The sequence below is a fragment of the Escherichia sp. E2748 genome, assembly GCF_005781125.1.
Classification (GTDB): domain Bacteria; phylum Pseudomonadota; class Gammaproteobacteria; order Enterobacterales; family Enterobacteriaceae; genus Escherichia.
Genome location: NZ_VATP01000023.1, coordinates 22,399 through 42,502 on the forward strand (window position 1 = coordinate 22,399; position 20,104 = coordinate 42,502).

Sequence of the window (20,104 nt, forward strand, 5' to 3'; positions counted from 1 at the left end):
CATCTCGATTACGGATAATGAACAGCATTGCTTATCAGAGATAGGCCCCCATATGTTGGGGCATATCCTAACGAGACTCTGACAACCGTTATGCCTGAACAATATCGTTATACGCTGCCCGTCAAAGCGGGTGAGCAGCGTCTGCTGGGCGAGTTAACTGGCGCTGCCTGCGCGACGCTGGTGGCGGAAATTGCCGAACGTCACGCCGGTCCGGTGGTACTCATTGCACCAGATATGCAAAATGCTCTGCGTTTGCATGATGAAATCAGCCAGTTCACCGATCAGATGGTGATGAATCTGGCGGACTGGGAAACACTCCCTTACGACAGTTTTTCGCCTCATCAGGACATCATCTCCTCGCGCCTTTCCACCCTTTACCAGCTACCGACGATGCAGCGTGGCGTACTGATTGTTCCGGTGAATACGCTTATGCAGCGCGTTTGCCCGCACAGTTTTCTCCACGGTCATGCGCTGGTGATGAAAAAAGGTCAGCGCCTGTCACGAGATGCATTACGAACCCAACTGGACAGCGCAGGTTATCGCCATGTTGATCAGGTGATGGAGCACGGCGAATACGCCACGCGCGGCGCGTTGTTGGATCTCTTCCCGATGGGCAGCGAACTGCCTTATCGTCTTGATTTCTTTGATGATGAAATCGACAGCCTGCGTGTATTTGACGTCGATAGCCAGCGCACGCTGGAAGAAGTTGAAGCCATCAACCTGCTGCCCGCACACGAATTCCCGACCGATAAAGCGGCGATTGAACTGTTCCGCAGCCAGTGGCGCGATACCTTCGAAGTGAAGCGCGATCCGGAACATATTTACCAGCAAGTGAGTAAAGGCACATTGCCTGCCGGGATCGAGTACTGGCAGCCGCTATTCTTCAGCGAACCGCTGCCGCCACTGTTCAGTTATTTCCCTGCCAATACATTGCTGGTGAATACTGGCGATCTGGAAAACAGTGCCGAACGTTTCCAGGCTGACACGCTGGCGCGTTTTGAAAGCCGTGGCGTCGATCCAATGCGACCGCTGTTGCCGCCACAATCGCTCTGGCTGCGGGTGGACGAGCTCTTCTCAGAGCTGAAAAACTGGCCCCGCGTGCAGCTAAAAACTGAACATTTACCGACAAAAGCAGCGAATGCCAATTTAGGCTTCGAGAAGCTGCCAGACCTGGCCGTTCAGGCGCAACAAAAAGCGCCGCTGGATGCGCTGCGTAAGTTCCTCGAGTCTTTCGACGGTCCGGTGGTGTTCTCGGTAGAAAGTGAAGGTCGCCGTGAAGCGCTGGGTGAACTGCTCGCGCGAATTAAAATTGCCCCGCAACGCATTATGCGTCTTGATGAAGCCAGCGACCGTGGGCGTTATTTGATGATTGGCGCTGCCGAACATGGTTTTGTCGATACGGTGCGTAATCTGGCGCTGATCTGCGAAAGTGATCTGCTCGGTGAACGTGTTGCCCGCCGTCGTCAGGATTCTCGTCGCGCCATCAACCCCGATACACTGATCCGTAACCTCGCGGAGCTGCATATTGGTCAGCCGGTGGTCCATCTGGAGCACGGCGTCGGGCGCTATGCCGGAATGACCACGCTGGAAGCCGGCGGCATTACTGGCGAGTATCTGATGCTCACCTACGCCAACGACGCCAAACTGTATGTTCCGGTGTCGTCACTGCATCTGATTAGCCGTTACGCAGGTGGCGCGGAAGAAAACGCCCCGCTGCATAAACTTGGCGGCGATGCGTGGTCACGCGCGCGGCAGAAAGCAGCGGAAAAAGTGCGTGATGTGGCGGCAGAATTGCTGGATATCTACGCGCAACGCGCCGCCAAAGAGGGCTTCGCGTTTAAACACGATCGTGAGCAGTATCAGTTGTTCTGCGACAGCTTCCCGTTTGAAACCACGCCGGATCAGGCGCAGGCCATTAATGCAGTACTTAGCGACATGTGTCAGCCGCTGGCAATGGATCGTCTGGTGTGCGGCGATGTTGGCTTTGGTAAAACAGAAGTGGCGATGCGCGCCGCTTTCCTGGCGGTAGATAACCACAAGCAGGTGGCGGTGCTGGTGCCTACCACCCTTCTCGCGCAGCAGCATTACGACAACTTCCGCGACCGTTTCGCCAACTGGCCGGTACGTATCGAAATGATCTCCCGTTTCCGCAGCGCCAAAGAGCAGACGCAAATTCTTGCGGAAGTGGCGGAAGGGAAAATCGATATTCTGATCGGTACGCACAAACTGCTGCAAAATGACGTCAAGTTTAAAGATTTAGGTCTGCTGATTGTCGATGAAGAACACCGCTTCGGGGTGCGTCATAAAGAGCGCATTAAAGCGATGCGGGCGAACGTAGATATTCTGACGCTTACCGCTACGCCAATACCACGTACGCTGAATATGGCGATGAGCGGAATGCGTGACCTGTCGATTATCGCCACGCCACCCGCCCGTCGTCTGGCTGTTAAAACGTTTGTCCGCGAGTATGACAGTCTGGTGGTCAGAGAGGCGATCCTGCGCGAAGTTCTGCGTGGCGGTCAGGTTTACTATCTCTACAATGATGTGGAAAACATCCAGAAAGCCGCCGAACGGCTGGCGGAACTGGTGCCTGAAGCGCGGATTGCCATCGGTCACGGGCAGATGCGTGAGCGCGAACTGGAACGGGTGATGAATGATTTCCATCATCAACGTTTCAACGTGCTGGTTTGTACCACCATTATCGAAACCGGAATCGACATCCCGACTGCCAACACCATTATCATTGAACGCGCGGATCACTTCGGTCTGGCGCAGCTGCACCAGTTGCGCGGTCGCGTCGGACGTTCGCATCATCAGGCATATGCATGGCTGCTGACGCCGCATCCGAAAGCGATGACTACCGATGCGCAAAAACGTCTTGAAGCGATTGCCTCGCTGGAAGATCTCGGGGCCGGCTTTGCGCTGGCAACGCACGATCTGGAGATCCGCGGCGCGGGTGAATTGCTTGGCGAAGAACAGAGCGGCTCGATGGAAACCATCGGTTTCTCGCTGTATATGGAGTTGCTGGAAAACGCCGTCGATGCACTGAAAGCCGGACGCGAGCCGTCGCTGGAAGATCTCACCAGCCAGCAAACAGAAGTCGAGCTGCGGATGCCGTCGCTATTGCCAGATGATTTCATCCCTGACGTGAATACGCGTTTGTCGTTCTATAAACGTATTGCCAGCGCCAAAACGGAAAACGAGCTGGAAGAGATCAAAGTCGAGCTTATCGATCGCTTCGGCCTGCTGCCGGATCCGGCGCGTACCCTGCTGGATATTGCCCGTCTGCGCCAGCAAGCGCAGAAACTGGGGATCAGGAAGCTGGAAGGTAATGAGAAAGGCGGCGTGATCGAATTTGCCGAGAAGAATCACGTGAATCCAGCCTGGCTGATTGGTTTGCTGCAAAAACAGCCGCAGCATTATCGCCTTGATGGCCCGACGCGCCTGAAGTTTATTCAGGATTTGAGCGAGCGGAAAACGCGTATCGAGTGGGTTCGCCAGTTTATGCGTGAACTGGAAGAGAACGCGATCGCTTAATGGTGATATCGGGGGCGTTTCTGCGCCCCCATCTGTAACATTTACAAATTCTTTGCACTTCCCTGCACTATCCGACACTGTCACCATCCATAATTCAGGCTTATCTTTTTATTACAATAACCTTATATTTATTATGGATTTTTGGTGATGATCAAAACGCGTTTTTCTCGCTGGCTAACGTTTTTTACGTTCGCCGCAGCCGTGGCGCTGACGCTACCGGCAAAAGCCAATACCTGGCCGCTGCCGCCAGCGGGCAGTCGTCTGGTTGGCGAAAATAAATTTCATGTGGTGGAAAATGACGGTGGTTCGCTGGAAGCCATCGCCAAAAAATATAACGTCGGCTTTCTCGCTCTGTTACAGGCTAACCCCGGCGTTGATCCTTACGTGCCACGCGCGGGTAGCGTGTTAACGATCCCATTGCAAACCCTACTTCCAGACGCGCCGCGCGAAGGCATTGTGATCAACATTGCGGAGCTGCGTCTCTATTACTACCCGCCGGGTAAAAATTCGGTAACCGTGTATCCAATAGGCATTGGTCAGTTGGGTGGTGACACGCTGACACCGACAATGGTGACCACCGTTTCTGACAAGCGTGCAAACCCAACCTGGACGCCAACCGCAAACATCCGCGCCCGTTATAAAGCACAGGGAATTGAGTTGCCTGCGGTAGTTCCTGCTGGACCAGATAACCCAATGGGCCATCATGCGATTCGCCTGGCGGCCTATGGCGGCGTTTATTTGCTTCACGGTACGAATGCCGATTTCGGCATTGGCATGCGGGTAAGTTCTGGCTGTATTCGTCTGCGTGATGACGATATCAAAACACTCTTTAGCCAGGTCACCCCAGGCACCAAAGTGAATATCATCAACACGCCGATTAAAGTCTCTGCCGAACCAAGCGGTGCGCGTCTGGTTGAAGTGCATCAGCCGCTATCAGAGAAGATTGATGATGATCCGCAGCTATTGCCTATTACGCTGAATAGCGCAATGCAATCATTTAAAGATGCAGCACAAACTGACGCTGAAGTGATGCAGCATGTGATGGATGTCCGTTCCGGGATGCCGGTAGATGTGCGCCGCCATCAACTGAGCCCACAATCGCTGTAACTCCCGGATAAAAAAATCCCCGCGGCACAGTATGTCGCGGGGAAAAAAGCAGCAATAGCGGGCATTAATGAGGGTTAATGCTTATTTATAAATGACTGCCGTTCCGTGGAGGGTATTCGGACCGGTTACTGAAGTAATACGGAAAGATTTTGCGCCCATCTCATCCGCTTTTTGTGCCAGCTGTTCTTCCAGCGATCCCAGATTTGTCCCCGCGTTAGCACTAATTGTACCCACTTTTTGTTGGCCTTCTGGTGTTGCCTGAACTTCGACAGCAGCAAAGCTGGCAAATGACATGGAACTTAAAATCGCCGCAGCGATGAGGGTTTTTACGTTTTTCATAATAGTGGCCTTATGCAGGTGAATGGCGTCGCAAGAAATTACTTAACGATCGATAACTAAATGATAGATGTGATCTGGATCACATACAAGAAGTTTTTTATAACAATCATTAATTAAATTAAAAAACTTTAAATTTCAGTTAAATAGAGAGTTTTTATTTTTCTATTTTCTGGACTGGTGAAGGGAGGTGATTATTTTTATAATAACCATTCATTCACAGCCACCAGGTACAATGGCATCATGGCAATAGACTCAACACATTGTGTAAAAAAAAGCCGTGGCCGCCCAAAAGTGTTCGACAGGGACGCCGCGCTTGATAAGGCCATGAAATTGTTCTGGCAGCACGGTTATGAAGCGACTTCCCTTGCGGACCTCGTTGAAGCGACCGGAGCCAAAGCGCCAACGCTCTACGCGGAATTTACCAACAAAGAGGGGTTATTTCGCGCCGTACTCGACCGTTATATCGATCGCTTTGCCGCTAAGCATGAAGCGCAGTTGTTTTGTGAAGAAAAAAGCGTGGAGTCTGCACTGGCGGACTATTTCGCTGCCGTCGCCAGCTGCTTTACCAGCAAAGACACCCCCGCGGGTTGCTTTATGATTAACAACTGCACCACGCTTTCAGCGGATTCGGGCGATATTGCTCATACGGTGAAATCACGTCACGCAATGCAAGAACGCACCTTGCAGCAGTTTTTAAGTCAACGCCAGGCACGCGGGGAAATTCCCGCCCACTGTGACGTAACGCATCTTGCGGAATTTCTTAATTGTATTATTCAGGGGATGTCGATAAGCGCCCGTGAAGGCGCATCGCTGGAAAAACTGATGCTGATTGCCCGGACAACGCTGCGTTTATGGCCTGAACTGGTGAAGTAAGACGCAAAAAAAAGCCCCTCAGCCTGAGCGAATGAGGGGCTAAATTGCAGAGTACAGCCTTGTTATACTTTGTTATTCAGAACCAGTTGCCCATTGTTATCTAATGGGATTTGCGTACCCGGATCGCTGTTCATCCGAATTTTGCCCTGCTGATCGCCAATCTTATAGGTCACATCATAACCGAGCATTTTTTCTGACTTGTCATACACCGTTTTACAACGCTGCTGCGTGGTAGTGTAAGTATCGCTTTCCTGGAGAGAGCCCTGGATCTGGTTACCGGCATATCCACCGCCCAGCGCCCCCACAACAGTGGCGACATCTTTACCGCGACCACCACCAAACTGATGCCCTATCACCCCGCCAGCGACGGCCCCGAGGACCGAACCAGCAATGCGGTTTTCATCCTGTACCGGTCGGCGATGGGTCACCGTGACATTGCGGCACTCCTGGCGCGGTGTTTTAACCGTTTCCTTGATTGGGGTTGCAGAAACAACCTGAGCGTATTGCGGGCCACGTTCAAACACGTTCAGACTGGCCACTGCCGCTACGCCAAGCGCAGCCGCTACACCAATCCCGATACCCGCCAACATTGATTTATTCACGGGAACACCTCCTTCTTTGCAGTTATGACAATCATGCAAGCGAAGGGGAAAAGCAGCTATCAGACAGAAGATGAAAAGCGTGGGAATAGCTGGAAATACTTAAGGATTCGGAGGAGTCTGAAGGAATGCCTGATGCGACGCTTAACGCGTCTTATCAGGCCTACCGCTCGTACCATTTGTCCAGGGCGGATGAGGCGTTTACGCCACATCCGCCGGTGTACGCCGATTAATGCAACTTCAAACGCGGACGGATAACGCGGTTGATACTGCCCACCAGCATCATTAATCCGGTTTTAAAGTAGCCATGCAGCGCAATCTGATGCATTCGGTATAGAGAGATGTACACAAAGCGCGCAATTCGTCCTTCAATCATCATTGAACCGCGCGTCAGGTTACCCATCAGGCTACCGACGGTGGAGAAGTTGGACAGCGATACCAGCGAACCGTGATCCTTATACTGATAATTTTTCAGCGGTTTACCGTTCATCTGCGCCAGAATATTGTTCATTGCGCAGGTCGCCATCTGATGTGCGGCCTGAGCGCGCGGCGGTACAAAGCCCCCTTCCGGACGCGGGCATGACGCACAGTCGCCAATAGCGTAAATGTCTGGATCGCGCGTGGTTTGCAGCGTCGGTTCCACCACCAGTTGGTTGATACGGTTGGTTTCAAGACCACCAATATCTTTCAGGAAATCAGGTGCTTTTATCCCGGCAGCCCACACCATCAGGTCGGCCTGAATATATTCACCATCTTTAGTGTGCAAACCGCCTTCATCGGCACTGGTAACCATAGTTTGCGTCAGCACGCGAACGCCCAGTTTCGTTAACTCATTGTGAGCCGCAGCAGAGATACGCGGCGGTAACGCTGGCAAAATTCGCTCTCCCGCTTCCACCAGAGTAACGTTCAGGGCTTCGTTGGTCAGCCCTTTGTAACCGTAACTGTGCAGCTGTTTCACGGCATTGTGCAATTCGGCAGAGAGCTCTACGCCGGTCGCGCCGCCGCCAACAATCGCAATATTCACTTTGCCATTGGCGCCCAGGTTAGCAGAAAACTTCAGGAACAGATTCAGCATCTCCTGATGGAAACGACGTGCCTGATGCGGGTTATCAAGGAAAATGCAGTTCTCTTTTACGCCCGGCGTGTTGAAATCGTTAGAGGTGCTACCCAGCGCCATCACCAGCGTGTCGTAAGCAATTTTCCGCTCTGGAACTAACAATTCACCTTTTTCGTCGCGCAGTTCAGCAATGGTGATTGTTTTCGCTTCACGATCGATATCAACCACAGATCCCAGCTGAAACTGGAAACCATGATTACGCGCATGGGCCAGATAGCTCAGCGCATCAACGCCTTCATCGAGCGATCCGGTCGCCACTTCGTGCAGCAACGGTTTCCACAGGTGGCTGTGGTTACGATCGACCAACGTAATTTTGGCTTTTTTCTTGCGCCCCAGCTTATCTCCAAGCTGTGTTGCCATTTCCAGCCCACCAGCACCGCCGCCGACAATCACAATTTTTTTCAATGGCGTAGTCAACGTGACCCCCTTAAATTTATTAACCAATTGTTAACTAATGGTTATTAACATAGCTCTTAATTAACAACAGGTTACAGCAATGAAAATGTTCTTCGCTATTGAGAATAACATGAATGGTGCATTGGTCATACCAAAATTGATGTTAATCAAGTTTTGTTGCTGAAAAGATAGGCATTTTTACCTGTTGAGATCAAAAAACAGAGTTTATTGTTTATTATTCGAGCTAATTCGGAAGGGTTATATAGAGTGAGGCGTGTATGGAGGGCGTTTGGTAGGCCTGATAAGATGCGAACGGCGTCGCATCAGGCACATTGCCAGTGTCGGATGCGGCGTGAACGCCTTATCCGACCTACAGAATCCGGGGCCGCATCAGGTACCGACAAGGTTACCTGATGCGACGATGCCAATTAACCGAGGGTTTTGAATGCTTTAATGCGCTGCAAATGCGGAGAGATATTTTTGAATTTGTGTGTCTGCTCTTCGTCCCAGACAATCTCGTAATAATGATGCAACTCTTCAGATGTCCGCTGACTGTTAAGCGCTTCATCGTGACGCGACAAAATCACCAGGCAACGATCGCGATTCTTCTCACGGAAGTTGGTCACACACTTGGTGGCAATATCGGCATACTCTTCCGGGCGATCAATCTTCCCTTCCATGTTCTCATAAGGGAACAAATTGGGATTGAAGATCACCTGGCGAATATCACAGAGAAAACCAATCCGCTCTGCCCAATAACCGCCCAGACCAACACCACAAATGAGCGGGCGCTCGTCGACGTTCAGTTGCAGCATTTTGTCCACTTCTTTGAGCAAATGCTGCATATCATGTTTCGGATGCCGCGTACTGTAGCTTATTAGCCGTACATCCGGGTCAATAAACTGCAATTGTAAGACTTTCTCGTGGTTACCCGGACTGTTAGAGTCAAAACCGTGCAAATAGATAATCATCGCTTCCTCACATAAGCCAGGGTTAATGACCTGCCTTCTCTTCCTGCCAGCGTTCATGTAACTGATTCAGACGGGCGCTGATCTCTTTCCAGCGAGCCGAGTCCATCAGTTCCTGTCGCGAAAATGAACCTTTATGATACAAACGTGTAACACGTTCTGCCTTGATCGGTGACAGATTATCTAACACGCTGACGGCCCCTTTACGATTATTGCAGACCAGGATCATATCGCAACCTGCATCCAGTGATGCCTGTCCACGCTCGGCATAACTGCCCATAATCGCGGCACCTTCCATCGATAAATCGTCAGAGAAAATCACGCCGTCAAACCCCAGCTCCTGACGTAAAACAGTTTTCAGCCAGTGGGGAGAACCGCTCGCCGGACGCGGATCAACATCGCTGTAGATCACATGCGCGGGCATAATGGCATCGAGTTTATTTTCGCAAATTAACGTACTGAAAACCGACATATCTTTGGCACGAATTTCCGCTTGCGGGCGTGGGTCGCACGGCGTCTCTTTGTGTGAATCTGCAGTTACGGCACCGTGACCAGGAAAATGTTTACCGGTGGTTTTCATTCCGGCTTCATGCATCCCATCAATAAACCGACTGGCGATTGCCAGGGCTTTTTCTGGGTCGGCATGATAAGAACGTTCACCAATCGCCGCGCTGATATGTCCTACGTCCAGCACTGGCGCAAAGCTGATATCAATATCCATAGCGATCATTTCGCTGGCCATCAGCCAACCTGCCTCTTGCGCCAGTTTGCCCCCCTCTTCCATTCCTAACAGCGCAGCGAATGATTGCGCTGCCGGTAAGCGGGTAAAACCGTCACGAAAACGCTGCACACGTCCACCTTCCTGATCCACCGCCACCACCAGGTGATTGCGTGAAGCTGCGCGGATCTGGCGTACCAGTTCGCGCAACTGTGCTGGATCATGATAGTTACGTGTAAAGAGAATCAGCCCTCCCACCAGCGGATGCGCAAGTATTTCGCGCTCTTCCGCGTCCAGTTCATAACCTTCAACATCCAACATTACTGGACCCACACTGCTCTCCTTATTGTTTTATTGATAGCTGCCGCCAGGTGTCATTGGCCAGCCTGATAAATTGTTGATCGCCGGTTTGTTGCCAGCGGTACTCAAACCACCCTGCTTTCAGCATCAGTAACCAGGGAAACCAGCGTCTGACCTGATGCCACAAATGCGCCGGATTAATATTCGCCCGCACGGCATAGTCATTAACTAATTGCCGGTGCTGCTCACTATTTTCCACCCACACCGCCGCCAGTTCCAGAGCGATATCGCCATCACCGGCATACTCCCAGTCGATGAGTTTTAGCCCTGACGAGGTATAGACTAAGTTCCCTGCATGAACATCCATATGCAACGGACTTAATCGTAACGGTTGTGGTTCGCGCGCTTTACGCAGACGTTTTAACAGTCGCAACCATCCCGCTGTTCGCCGCGCCGGATCGCTTCGCTGCCAGTACCGTTCCAGTAACGGCAGCAGGGTTATTCGCCAGCCAAAACGCGGTTGTTGATGCAGATAATACAGCAAGCCTGCCAGTTCGTCGGTATCCGGCAATTGCGTTTTTACCTCGCCGGGCAAATAGTCGACCGCCATCCAGCCACGGAGATAGAGACGTGGCTTCGGTGCAAGGTATGCCGGTAATCTTGATAACGCCCGGTACTGGCGCAGAAACACGGACTGCGGCGCATCAGGATCGTGAGTCTGACGCACAACAAAACGCTGATCCTGATGTTCAATGAGAAAACTCCCGCCGCTAAGTCCACTGTTAAACGTCGCGACGGGGTGATACTGCGGGAAATAGCGCGACAATAACTCGTCGCGCGTGATGGGATTATTGTTGCTGAACGGCACCTTTACCTGACCAGATAATTTCGCCCGTCTGCACCAGCATCAACTGCATTTGCAGGGTCGGAGCGTTAACGTTGCCAGAGGCGCTGGAGTACAGCACGTAATGAGCCCCCACGTTGCGAGCAATACCAATGGCTTTACTACGAGTGCCTAAGCTATCCTGCGGCGACAAACCTAACTGCTGCTTGGCCATCGAAAGCTGCTGGGCGGAAACGAGGGTAAATTTACCGTTATTAGCCAGTGCATTGCGCAGCGTTTCTGTCGCTTCCCCGGTATTCAAAGAACCATTGGTGCGGTTATTGACGCTATCAACCAGCAAGACGCTGCCTGCGGTCACGCCATCGGCCCCAAGCATCTTACCGACCATCGGCTGCATTGCGCCATTCCAGTCATAATGACGAATATGCGGCGCAGGCGGTGCGGTTTGGTCTTCGTGCTCAATTGGCCCTGGCTGCTCCGGGATCGTCGGCACTGATGGCACTGTGGGTACTGGCTGTTGCGGCTCAGCCGGTTGCTCCGGCGCAGGTTTTACCTCTTCTACCGGTGCGGGTTCACGTGGCCCCACACACCCGGCAAGAAACATCGCCAGCGCGGTGATTAAAGCGTAGCGACTCATTTTTGTCATCAAGATTCACCCCTTACAAATAAAGATAAAGTCTGACTTTGTGCGCTCCAAGAAAATTGGCGCTGCCGTACAGAGTCACCGCTGAACGTGCGGGAATGGTGACGCTGCGCGGCGTTTCCAGAGGGTGCATCTCAAGCCCCCTGGCGTCATACCAGTAAAAACGATAATGAACGGTAACGGGTTCTTGCCTTTCGTTATAAAGCGTCGAGGATGCTGAAGGCTGAATATCAGACGTTGAAAGAACGGGCTTTTCTGCGCTAATGCCCGCTGCCAGCAAAGATGACTCCATCACCAGTGACTGTTCATCATTCACCGGGATTTCCGGATGTGAACGACAACCGACCAGCAATAGCAACGCCAAAGACGCCAGTCCAAAGCATCCTTTTCTCATCGTTACAGGCCTTTATGCGCCAGCATTGGTCCCAACGGACGGCCACCCAGCAGGTGCATATGAATGTGATAGACCTCTTGTCCGCCATGACGGTTGGTATTCATGATCAAACGATAGCCGTCTTCGGCAATGCCTTCTTGCTCTGCGATTTTTGCCGCTACGGTGATCATACGCCCCAACGCCTGCTCATGCTCGGCAGACACGTCGTTCACGGTAGGGATAAGGATATTTGGAATGATCAGAATATGCGTTGGCGCTTGCGGCGAAATATCGCGAAACGCCGTTACCAGCTCATCCTGGTAGACGATATCGGAGGGGATCTCACGACGAATAATTTTGCTGAAAATAGTTTCTTCTGCCACGACATTTTCCTTTTTCAAATTGCCATGCGTTGCGCCATGCTACGCCGCGCTACACTGCGAGTATAGAGTATGGTCGAGTTAAACCTGCTCTTTCAACCTTAAGCCACGATTTATAAGCAAAAAATCGTTTTACTGCCGTATACATCGCCATTATTCCCATTTTTGCCTATGAATGGGCCGAAAACACCTTTTCTCTTTGGTTTAGATAATAACAGGGATATCGGCGACAAGGCCCTTCCTGCTACCACCAGCATTGCTTTGACAGTTTCCTTCCACTGCCGGGCAAAATTGCTATGCGCAGGTGGAACTGTTCGCCTGTTATCAGGCAACCCCAAACGTCTCATTGCTGGAAATAATCTGCTCGACAAAACCTACGATATCAACGTGAAAGGAACTATCGTCCCGGCGCAACACGCAATTTAATGATGACCGGTCTGATTAGCGGCTGTAAAAAAGGCAGCCATTCGGCTGCCTCAGTCTCCCCAACGTCTTACGGATTAATTGTTGCGGATGTACTCATCCATTTCGGTTTTCAGGTTATCGGATTTCGTACCGAAAATCGCCTGAACACCGGAACCAGCAACCACTACGCCCGCTGCGCCCAGTTTCTTCAGGCCAGCCTGATCCACTTTGGACACATCAGCGACGCTAACACGCAGACGGGTAATACATGCGTCAAGGTTAGTGATGTTTTCTTTACCACCAAATGCAGCAACCAGAGCCGGTGCCATTTCGCTGGTGCCGGTAGCTTTCGCATCTTCAGTTGCGTCTTCACGGCCCGGGGTTTTCAGATCCAGAGCTTTAATCAGCACGCGGAAGATGGTGTAGTAAACAATCGCATAACCGATACCGACAATCGGGAACAGCCACAGCTTGCTGCTGTTACCAGACAGGACGATGAAGTCGATCAGACCGTGCGAGAACGATGTACCATCGCGCATACCCAGCAGGATACAGATCGGGAATGCCAGACCTGCCAGAATCGCGTGGATGATGTACAGGATCGGCGCAACGAACATGAAGGAGAACTCGATTGGCTCGGTAATACCGGTCAGGAACGAGGTCAACGCCGCGGAGATCATGATACCGCCCACTTTAGCGCGGTTTTCTGGTTTAGCAGAGTGCCAGATAGCAATCGCGGCAGCCGGCAGACCGTACATTTTGAACAGGAAGCCGCCAGACAGTTTACCCGCAGTCGGGTCACCCGCCATATAACGCGGAATGTCACCGTGGAATACCTGACCTGCGGCGTTGGTGTATTCACCAATCTGCATCTGGAAAGGTACGTTCCAGATGTGGTGCAGACCAAACGGTACCAGGCAGCGTTCGATGAAGCCGTAGATACCAAACGCAACTACCGGGTTCTGGTAAGCAGCCCACTGGGAGAAGGTCTGAATGGCGGAACCAATTGGCGGCCAAATAAAGGACAGCACAACGCCAGTAAAGATGGCAGCCAGGCCAGAAATGATCGGCACAAAGCGTTTACCGGCAAAGAAGCCAAGATACTCAGGCAGCTTAATACGGTAGAAACGGTTAAACATGTACGCTGCGATCGCACCGGAGATGATCCCCCCGAGTACGCCCGTATCCGCCAGGTGTTTAGCGGCAATTTCTTCAGCAGGTAAATGCAGTACCAGCGGCGCAACCACGGCCATGGTTTTTACCATGATGCCATAGGCAACAACTGCGGCCAGCGCGGATACGCCATCGTTATTGGTAAAGCCGAGGGCGACACCAATTGCAAAAATCAGTGGCATGTTTGCAAAGACGGAACCGCCCGCTTCTGCCATAACATGCGATACAACGGCGGGCAGCCAGCTGAAGTTCGCGGAACCGACGCCCAGCAGAATACCTGCGATAGGCAGTACGGATACCGGCAGCATCAGCGATTTACCGACCTTTTGCAGGTTAGCAAATGCATTCTTAAACATAATTGAGAGTGCTCCTGAGTATGGGTGCTTTTAACGTTCTCACGCGTGGCAAGGGGGGGAGAACCTTGCCGTGTACAGGGCGTCTAAGCGCCCTTTATTTATTACACAGAGTAAAATAATTCATTATCGATTTGTTTGACGGCTATCACGTTTCAACTTCGGACCTTTAGCGAAGTTGCACATATTGACAAAATAAATGCCATAATGCATCAAACATGGTTATTCACCGCCCAATTTGCGGCGGTGAACTTTACTCGTTTTAGTAATTAATTACGAGCCTTAAAATAAATTCATTTAACGGATGGATTGAAGGCGGGAAGCGTCGATGTGAAACAGGCGGGCGAAGTTATCGGTGGTTACCTGCGCCAGCTCTTCAACGGCAACACCTTTCAACACAGCCATGTATTCAGCAACATCACGAACCATTGCAGGTTGATTCTCTTTTCCTCGATGCGGCACAGGTGCCAGATAAGGCGCGTCAGTTTCGACCAGTAACCGGTCGAGCGGCACATAACGCGCGGCATCACGTAGTTGTTCTGCATTACGGAAAGTCACAATGCCGGAGAAGGAGATGTAAAATCCAAGATCCAGTAATTTGCCTGCCGTTTCTCTGTCCTCTGTAAAACAGTGTAGTACGCCACCGCAATCCGTCACCTTTTCTTCGCGCAGAATTGCCAGCGTATCGGCGCGGGCGTCACGCGTATGGACAATAACCGGCTTGTTCAGTTCACGACCAATCTGGATATGGTGGATGAAAGACTCTTGCTGACGCACTTTAGTTTCCGGCGTGTAATAATAATCCAGCCCGGTTTCCCCGAGAGCAACAACGCCCTCTTCCGCCGCCAGGCGGCGCAAATCTTCCACATCATAGGGATCGTTCTGGTTGAGCGGATGCACGCCGCAAGAAAATACGACATTGTCTCGTTCGCCTACCAGATCCCGCATATGCAGATAACCCGGTAATGTCGTGGCGACCGCCAGACAAAATTTCACATCGCGCGCAGCGGCTTTCGCCAGAACGTCATCCACGTCCTTATGCAAAGATTCATAATCCAGACCATCGAGATGGCAGTGTGAGTCGACTAAAAACATGATGTCTCTCTTAAAGATGAGGAACCGGTAGCACAACGCCCGGTTGCAGGTAATGCTCAATACGCAGTAAAAGATCGGTGATGAGAAGCTCGCGGTTTACGCCAGTGACAGAAATTAACTGCTCACGAGTGTGACAAACATCCCCCAGTATAGCCTGCAGGCGCGCGGGAGAAAGCTGGTTTGCCAGCGCAGCAACAACGCCCGGCACATCAACATTGGTAACCTGCGAAGCGCCATACTTGCGCTTGAGCGCGTCCATCATCAGGGTTGCCAGCCAGTGCAGACGCGCCGGAGCTTGTTCATGATTAAGTGTCGGCAACAGGGAATACCAGTCGCCAGATTGCACACTGTGAGCCAACGCCTGGCAAAGTGTTTCGCGGGCCTGCCAGGTATCTCCCTGAAACAACGCCAACGCCGCTCCTGGCGAACCGGCGCTTAAGCGCAGTGCGGCAAGTAACGCGTCCTGTGACATTGTCACTTCACGTGAAAGCCAGGTCACGGTGTACTGTTCTGGCGGTGGTGCGAGGTAATGTAGCCGACAACGACTACGTAATGTCGCCAGTAAACGTTCAAGCTCCCGGGTAGCAAGGAAAAACCAGGTTTCTGCCGGCGGCTCTTCCAGTGTTTTTAGCAAAGCGTTCGCCGCAGCATCGGTCAGCAAGGCGGCATCGGTTATCCAGACAACCTTAGCACCGCCTAAACGCGCGTGCTCATTCAGTTTTTCGGTGACTTCACGCACCGCATCAATGCCCAGCGCGTTCTTCCCTTTTTCGGGAGCAAGGGTGTAATAGTCGGGATGCGTTCCCGCCTGCATCAACTGACATCCACGACAGTGGCCGCAGCTTTTATGCCCCTCTGGTTGTTGGCACAGGAGGTAACGGCTTAAAGCGTAGATTAAGGCGTCATCGCCCATGCCAGGTAACGCCTGAATGAGTAGCGCATGGTGACCCCTTCCGGCCTGATAGCTGGCTACCAGTTTCTCGAAATCGGGTCTTAACCACGGATACCATCTCATGCGTTATGTTCCTTAACCCAGTGAGTCACGGTGGTGCGAATCGCCTCCATTACTGATTCCAGTGGCTGAGTGGCATCTATGGTGTAAATGCTTTTATCCTGTGCCGCCAGTTCAAGATAGCGAGCGCGAGTACGATTAAAGAAATCGAATGACTCTTGCTCAATGCGATCCAGTTCGCCACGCGCACGGGCGCGTTTTAGCCCCACTTCTGGGGTCACATCAAGATAAAGCGTCAAGTCAGGGCGAAAATCCCCCAGAACAGCATCACGCAGCGTTGCCAGCATATGCTGGTCAATCCCACGACCGCCGCCCTGATACGCCTGAGTGGAAAGATCGTGCCGATCGCCAATCACCCAGGTGCCTTTCGCCAGCGCCGGTTTGATGACAGTTTCCACCAGCTGAACGCGCGCGGCATAAAACATCAGTACTTCGGCTTTATCGGTAATGACTTCATCGCCTACCGATTTGATATCCAGCACCAGGCTTCTTAATTTTTCCGCCAGCTGCGTACCGCCGGGTTCTCGAGTGAAAACCATGTCGCGGATCCCCAGTTGCTCAAGCGTCTCAACCACCACGTTTCGCGCGGTGGTTTTGCCTGCGCCTTCCAGCCCTTCAATGACGATATACTTACTGCGCATTTTTTTCCTTAAGCACTTTCAGGTAATCCTGCACAGACTTGTTATGACTGGCAAGATTGGTATTAAACGTGTGACCGCCTTTACCATCGGCCACAAAATAGAGATACGGCGTTTTCGCCGGATGCGCAGCAGCCTTCAGCGAATCCGCCCCCGGCGTAGCAATCGCGCCTGGCGGCAGACCAGTAATGGTGTAGGTGTTATACGCTGTCGGCGTTTCCAGATCTGCACGAGAAAGTTTGCCATTATAACGCTCTCCCATCCCGTAAATCACCGTCGGGTCGGTTTGCAGGCGCATGCCGATACGTAAACGGTTGATAAATACTGAGGCAACCTGATCGCGCTCACTGGCAACGGCGGTTTCTTTTTCGATTATCGACGCCATCGTTACCAACTGGTTTTTATCTTTATACGGCAGACCATCCGCTCGTCCATCCCAGGCGCTATCGACCGCTTTCACCATTTTCTTGTGCGCTCGTTTGAGTAACGCGACATCAGTGGTATTAGCGGTATACATCCAGGTGTCTGGCCAAAACCAGCCTTCAATCCACTCTGGATTTTCAAGTTCCAGGGCCTGCGCCACGGTAGCGTATTTATCGTCGCTTAACGTGTGCGTGATATAGGGTGCCTCACGCAATTGTTTGAGGTAGTCGCTCAGACGCATCCCTTCTACCAGGCGTAGCGGAAACTGCGCTTCTTTCCCGCTTTTCAGCAATTGCAGCATTTCGCGCACGGTCATCTGCGGCGTAAAGCGATAAGTCCCGGCTTTGAAATGGGAAAGGTCCGGCTCAATACGCAGCAACCACTGAAAGACGCGGGGGCGATTGATGATTTTATCGGCATACAATTGTTCACCGAGAGCCATTCTTCCGGTTCCAGGTTTCAGGGTGAATATCGTCTCTTCTTTAATAAGTAATTTGCTGTCGGCAAGATGGTGAACCTTCCAGACGCCCACACCAGCGGCGATACCCAGTACCATCAGCAATAACAGGATAATCAAAAACACTTTTTTCATGACTAATTCGGGTGCTCACAAAGTGGGGCTAAATATTCATATAGCGTTGTTGACGCAAAGAAGACATCATCACAGGCACGTACAGGCATAACTGGCATCAGCGCATTACAAACCATCACTTCATCTGCCTGCATCACGTCTTCCAACGAGGCTTGCACTTCGGCAATCTGATAGGAGGATTGTGCCAGTAAACGGATACAGAATTGTCGCATAATACCGTTAACTCCAGCCTGATCCAGACGCGGCGTGTAGACCACGTTGCCTTTACGCCAGAACAAATTAGCTGCACAGCATTCCGTAACCCACCCTTCACTGTCAAGAACCAGCGCCTCGTCGGCGTTTGTCTGCTCAAGATGAGAGCGAATCAACACTTGCTCAAGACGATTAAGATGTTTAATTCCCGCAAGATGAGGATTGCGTCCCAGGCGTACCGGGCTTAGTGCCAGCAGCATTCCCTCTTTGCGTAAGCGGTCGTAATGCGTTGGGTAAGCCATAACTGAGAGCATGCGCGTTGCCGGTCCGCTGTTTAACGTACTGTAACCTCGCCCACCACTGCCACGACTGATCACCACTTTCAGCACGCCATTTTGCTGCTCTGCCGCCAGAGTCGCCATCTCGTGCTCAAGCTGCGTCCAGAAGTCACAAACGATCATTAATCGCTGACAGGCTTCCTGTAGTCGCGTCATGTGCGCGGATAATAAGCTGACTTTACCGTCGATAATTCTGGCTGTCGTGAAACAGCCATCGCCAAACTGTATGGCCCGATCGTTTGCTGCCAGCGAATCCTGTTTATGACCGTTAATTAAGAACATACCGGCTCCTTATAATAGGATTGTAAGTGTGGCAGCATGTTCACTGCGGAACAAGTCTGAATAAAATCTAAGAAAAAAGGCCCGCAAGCGGACCTTTTATGTAGGTGGGAAATGGCGACTTAGATCTTTTTGAAGATCAAAGAACCATTGGTGCCACCAAAGCCGAAGGAGTTACACAGAGTGTATTCCATTCCGCTGACCTGACGCGCTTCATGCGGCACAAAATCCAGATCGCAACCTTCATCCGGGTTATCCAGGTTGATGGTCGGCGGAACAGCCTGATCGCGCAGCGCCAGGATGGAGTAGATGGACTCTACTGCACCTGCTGCACCTAACAGGTGACCGGTCATGGATTTCGTGGAGCTTACCAGCACACGGCTTGCAGCTTCACCGAAGATAGTTTTCACGGCCTGCGCTTCAGCTTTATCGCCAGCTGGCGTAGAAGTACCGTGCGCGTTCACGTAGCCAATCTGGCCAGGCTCAATTCCTGCGTCACGCAGAGCATTTGCCATCGCCAGAGCTGCACCTGCGCCGTTTTCCGGCGGCGACGTCATATGGTAGGCATCGCTGCTCATACCAAAGCCGACGAGTTCAGCGTAAATTTTCGCACCGCGTTTTTTCGCGTGTTCGTACTCTTCAAGTACCAGCATACCGGCGCCATCGCCCAGTACGAAACCATCACGCTCTTTATCCCACGGACGGCTAGCCGCTTGCGGGTTATCATTGCGGGTAGATAATGCACGTGCTGCGCCAAAACCACCAACGCCCAGCGGCGTACTGGCTTTCTCTGCGCCACCTGCAACCATCACGTCAGCATCGCCATACGCGATAATACGCGCAGCTTGACCGATGTTGTGCACGCCAGAAGTACAGGCGGTCGCGATAGAGATGCTTGGGCCACGCAGGCCATACATGATAGTCAGGTGACCTGCCACCATGTTCACAATCGTTGACGGAACGAAGAATGGGCTGATCTTACGCGGACCACCGTTCATCAGAGATGTGTGGTTTTCTTCGATCAGTCCGAGGCCGCCAATCCCGGAGCCAATTGCGGCACCAATGCGGGTTGCGTTCTCTTCCGTTATTTCAAGGCCAGAATCCTGCATGGCCTGAACGCCAGCGACAATTCCATATTGAATGAAGGCATCCATCTTGCGCTGTTCTTTGCGCGAGATAATGTCCTCACAGTTAAAATCCTTTACTAAGCCAGCAAATTTCGTTGCATAGGCGCTAGTATCGAAATGGTCGATTAGGCTGATGCCACTCTGACCGGCAAGCAGAGCTTTCCAGGTAGACTCTACGGTATTGCCGACAGGAGACAACATGCCCAGTCCGGTCACAACTACACGACGCTTAGACACGTTTGTCCTCCAGGGAGGGAAAAAAATGATTCTAGTGGGACAAAAA

The 20,104-nt window shown here is 51.9% G+C and carries 20 protein-coding genes; 4 read left to right on the forward strand and 16 right to left on the reverse strand.

The features are described from left to right. The first annotated feature begins 90 nt into the window (after positions 1–90). Positions 91–3,537, forward strand: coding sequence for a transcription-repair coupling factor (gene mfd / locus FEK42_RS18195; RefSeq protein ID WP_135492222.1), 3,447 nt, complete (start codon positions 91–93; stop codon positions 3,535–3,537). A gap of 144 nt (positions 3,538–3,681) precedes the next feature. Continuing rightward, on the forward strand, positions 3,682–4,644 hold the full coding sequence (ldtC, locus tag FEK42_RS18200; RefSeq protein WP_171022639.1) for a L,D-transpeptidase LdtC: 963 nt from the start codon (positions 3,682–3,684) through the stop codon (positions 4,642–4,644). Positions 4,645–4,725: 81 nt separating this feature from the next. On the opposite strand, the gene bhsA is transcribed toward ldtC, so the two are convergent. Next, on the reverse strand, positions 4,726–4,983 hold the full coding sequence (bhsA, locus tag FEK42_RS18205) for a multiple stress resistance protein BhsA (protein WP_000800147.1): 258 nt from the start codon (positions 4,981–4,983) through the stop codon (positions 4,726–4,728). Between the two features lie 240 nt (positions 4,984–5,223). Between bhsA and comR the strand changes: the two genes are divergently transcribed. Beyond that, positions 5,224–5,856: a TetR family copper-responsive transcriptional repressor ComR gene (comR, locus tag FEK42_RS18210; RefSeq protein ID WP_135492220.1), complete on the forward strand. Its 633-nt coding sequence runs from the start codon at positions 5,224–5,226 to the stop codon at positions 5,854–5,856. A gap of 62 nt (positions 5,857–5,918) precedes the next feature. On the opposite strand, the gene FEK42_RS18215 is transcribed toward comR, so the two are convergent. The 8 genes from FEK42_RS18215 to hinT all read right to left on the reverse strand — a co-directional run bounded on the left by FEK42_RS18215 (position 5,919) and on the right by hinT (position 12,197). Beyond that, complete coding sequence (locus FEK42_RS18215) at positions 5,919–6,458, reverse strand: glycine zipper 2TM domain-containing protein (RefSeq protein WP_064528599.1); 540 nt, start codon at positions 6,456–6,458, stop codon at positions 5,919–5,921. A 226-nt stretch (positions 6,459–6,684) separates the two neighbouring features. Further along, a complete protein-coding gene (ndh, locus tag FEK42_RS18220; RefSeq protein ID WP_064528597.1) occupies positions 6,685–7,989 on the reverse strand; it encodes an NADH-quinone dehydrogenase in 1,305 nt (434 codons plus the stop codon). Between the two features lie 407 nt (positions 7,990–8,396). Then, positions 8,397–8,939, reverse strand: a complete 543-nt coding sequence (gene ycfP, locus FEK42_RS18225; protein ID WP_075331716.1) for an alpha/beta hydrolase YcfP — start codon at positions 8,937–8,939, stop codon at positions 8,397–8,399. A gap of 22 nt (positions 8,940–8,961) precedes the next feature. Further along, on the reverse strand, positions 8,962–9,987 hold the full coding sequence (gene nagZ / locus FEK42_RS18230) for a beta-N-acetylhexosaminidase (RefSeq protein ID WP_130205563.1): 1,026 nt from the start codon (positions 9,985–9,987) through the stop codon (positions 8,962–8,964). A 10-nt stretch (positions 9,988–9,997) separates the two neighbouring features. After that, entirely contained in the window at positions 9,998–10,822 is an 825-nt protein-coding gene (gene thiK / locus FEK42_RS18235; RefSeq protein ID WP_135409840.1) for a thiamine kinase, read from the reverse strand. Then, positions 10,803–11,444 carry a penicillin-binding protein activator LpoB gene (lpoB, locus tag FEK42_RS18240; RefSeq protein WP_130205559.1) on the reverse strand — a complete coding sequence of 214 codons (642 nt, stop codon included), beginning with the start codon at positions 11,442–11,444 and terminating at the stop codon, positions 10,803–10,805. The genes thiK and lpoB overlap by 20 nt, the downstream gene beginning before the upstream one ends. Before the next feature lie 13 nt (positions 11,445–11,457). Then, positions 11,458–11,835, reverse strand: coding sequence for a YcfL family protein (locus FEK42_RS18245; protein ID WP_130205557.1), 378 nt, complete (start codon positions 11,833–11,835; stop codon positions 11,458–11,460). A gap of 2 nt (positions 11,836–11,837) precedes the next feature. Then, on the reverse strand, positions 11,838–12,197 hold the full coding sequence (hinT, locus tag FEK42_RS18250) for a purine nucleoside phosphoramidase (protein WP_054445830.1): 360 nt from the start codon (positions 12,195–12,197) through the stop codon (positions 11,838–11,840). A gap of 168 nt (positions 12,198–12,365) precedes the next feature. On the opposite strand from hinT, the gene FEK42_RS18255 reads away from it, so the two are divergent. After that, complete coding sequence (locus FEK42_RS18255; RefSeq protein WP_135492218.1) at positions 12,366–12,620, forward strand: hypothetical protein; 255 nt, start codon at positions 12,366–12,368, stop codon at positions 12,618–12,620. Between the two features lie 74 nt (positions 12,621–12,694). Here FEK42_RS18255 and ptsG read toward each other — a convergent pair whose 3' ends face one another. The 7 genes from ptsG to fabF form a co-directional block, all read right to left on the reverse strand. Further along, on the reverse strand, positions 12,695–14,128 hold the full coding sequence (gene ptsG, locus FEK42_RS18260) for a PTS glucose transporter subunit IIBC (RefSeq protein ID WP_000475698.1): 1,434 nt from the start codon (positions 14,126–14,128) through the stop codon (positions 12,695–12,697). 294 nt (positions 14,129–14,422) lie between these two features. Further along, positions 14,423–15,220, reverse strand: a complete 798-nt coding sequence (locus FEK42_RS18265) for a metal-dependent hydrolase (RefSeq protein ID WP_130205555.1) — start codon at positions 15,218–15,220, stop codon at positions 14,423–14,425. Positions 15,221–15,230: 10 nt separating this feature from the next. Then, entirely contained in the window at positions 15,231–16,235 is a 1,005-nt protein-coding gene (holB, locus tag FEK42_RS18270) for a DNA polymerase III subunit delta' (protein ID WP_135492216.1), read from the reverse strand. Continuing rightward, positions 16,232–16,873 carry a dTMP kinase gene (gene tmk, locus FEK42_RS18275; RefSeq protein ID WP_130205551.1) on the reverse strand — a complete coding sequence of 214 codons (642 nt, stop codon included), beginning with the start codon at positions 16,871–16,873 and terminating at the stop codon, positions 16,232–16,234. The genes holB and tmk overlap by 4 nt, the downstream gene beginning before the upstream one ends. Next, complete coding sequence (gene yceG / locus FEK42_RS18280; protein WP_130205549.1) at positions 16,863–17,885, reverse strand: cell division protein YceG; 1,023 nt, start codon at positions 17,883–17,885, stop codon at positions 16,863–16,865. The genes tmk and yceG overlap by 11 nt, the downstream gene beginning before the upstream one ends. A gap of 2 nt (positions 17,886–17,887) precedes the next feature. After that, positions 17,888–18,697: an aminodeoxychorismate lyase gene (pabC, locus tag FEK42_RS18285; RefSeq protein ID WP_135492214.1), complete on the reverse strand. Its 810-nt coding sequence runs from the start codon at positions 18,695–18,697 to the stop codon at positions 17,888–17,890. Positions 18,698–18,816: 119 nt separating this feature from the next. Beyond that, on the reverse strand, positions 18,817–20,058 hold the full coding sequence (fabF, locus tag FEK42_RS18290; protein ID WP_130205545.1) for a beta-ketoacyl-ACP synthase II: 1,242 nt from the start codon (positions 20,056–20,058) through the stop codon (positions 18,817–18,819). Positions 20,059–20,104 lie beyond the last annotated feature (46 nt).

What these genes read in the sequence shown, in the direction of transcription:
- mfd (WP_135492222.1), top strand. Translation starts at nt 91, where the DNA reads ATGCCTGAACAATATCGTTATACGCTGCCCGTCAAAGCGGGTGAGCAG.
- bhsA (WP_000800147.1), bottom strand. Translation starts at nt 4,983, where the DNA reads ATGAAAAACGTAAAAACCCTCATCGCTGCGGCGATTTTAAGTTCCATG.
- comR (WP_135492220.1), top strand. Translation starts at nt 5,224, where the DNA reads ATGGCAATAGACTCAACACATTGTGTAAAAAAAAGCCGTGGCCGCCCA.
- ycfP (WP_075331716.1), bottom strand. Translation starts at nt 8,939, where the DNA reads ATGATTATCTATTTGCACGGTTTTGACTCTAACAGTCCGGGTAACCAC.
- lpoB (WP_130205559.1), bottom strand. Translation starts at nt 11,444, where the DNA reads ATGACAAAAATGAGTCGCTACGCTTTAATCACCGCGCTGGCGATGTTT.
- FEK42_RS18245 (WP_130205557.1), bottom strand. Translation starts at nt 11,835, where the DNA reads ATGAGAAAAGGATGCTTTGGACTGGCGTCTTTGGCGTTGCTATTGCTG.
- FEK42_RS18255 (WP_135492218.1), top strand. Translation starts at nt 12,366, where the DNA reads ATGAATGGGCCGAAAACACCTTTTCTCTTTGGTTTAGATAATAACAGG.
- ptsG (WP_000475698.1), bottom strand. Translation starts at nt 14,128, where the DNA reads ATGTTTAAGAATGCATTTGCTAACCTGCAAAAGGTCGGTAAATCGCTG.
- FEK42_RS18265 (WP_130205555.1), bottom strand. Translation starts at nt 15,220, where the DNA reads ATGTTTTTAGTCGACTCACACTGCCATCTCGATGGTCTGGATTATGAA.
- holB (WP_135492216.1), bottom strand. Translation starts at nt 16,235, where the DNA reads ATGAGATGGTATCCGTGGTTAAGACCCGATTTCGAGAAACTGGTAGCC.
- tmk (WP_130205551.1), bottom strand. Translation starts at nt 16,873, where the DNA reads ATGCGCAGTAAGTATATCGTCATTGAAGGGCTGGAAGGCGCAGGCAAA.
- yceG (WP_130205549.1), bottom strand. Translation starts at nt 17,885, where the DNA reads ATGAAAAAAGTGTTTTTGATTATCCTGTTATTGCTGATGGTACTGGGT.
- pabC (WP_135492214.1), bottom strand. Translation starts at nt 18,697, where the DNA reads ATGTTCTTAATTAACGGTCATAAACAGGATTCGCTGGCAGCAAACGAT.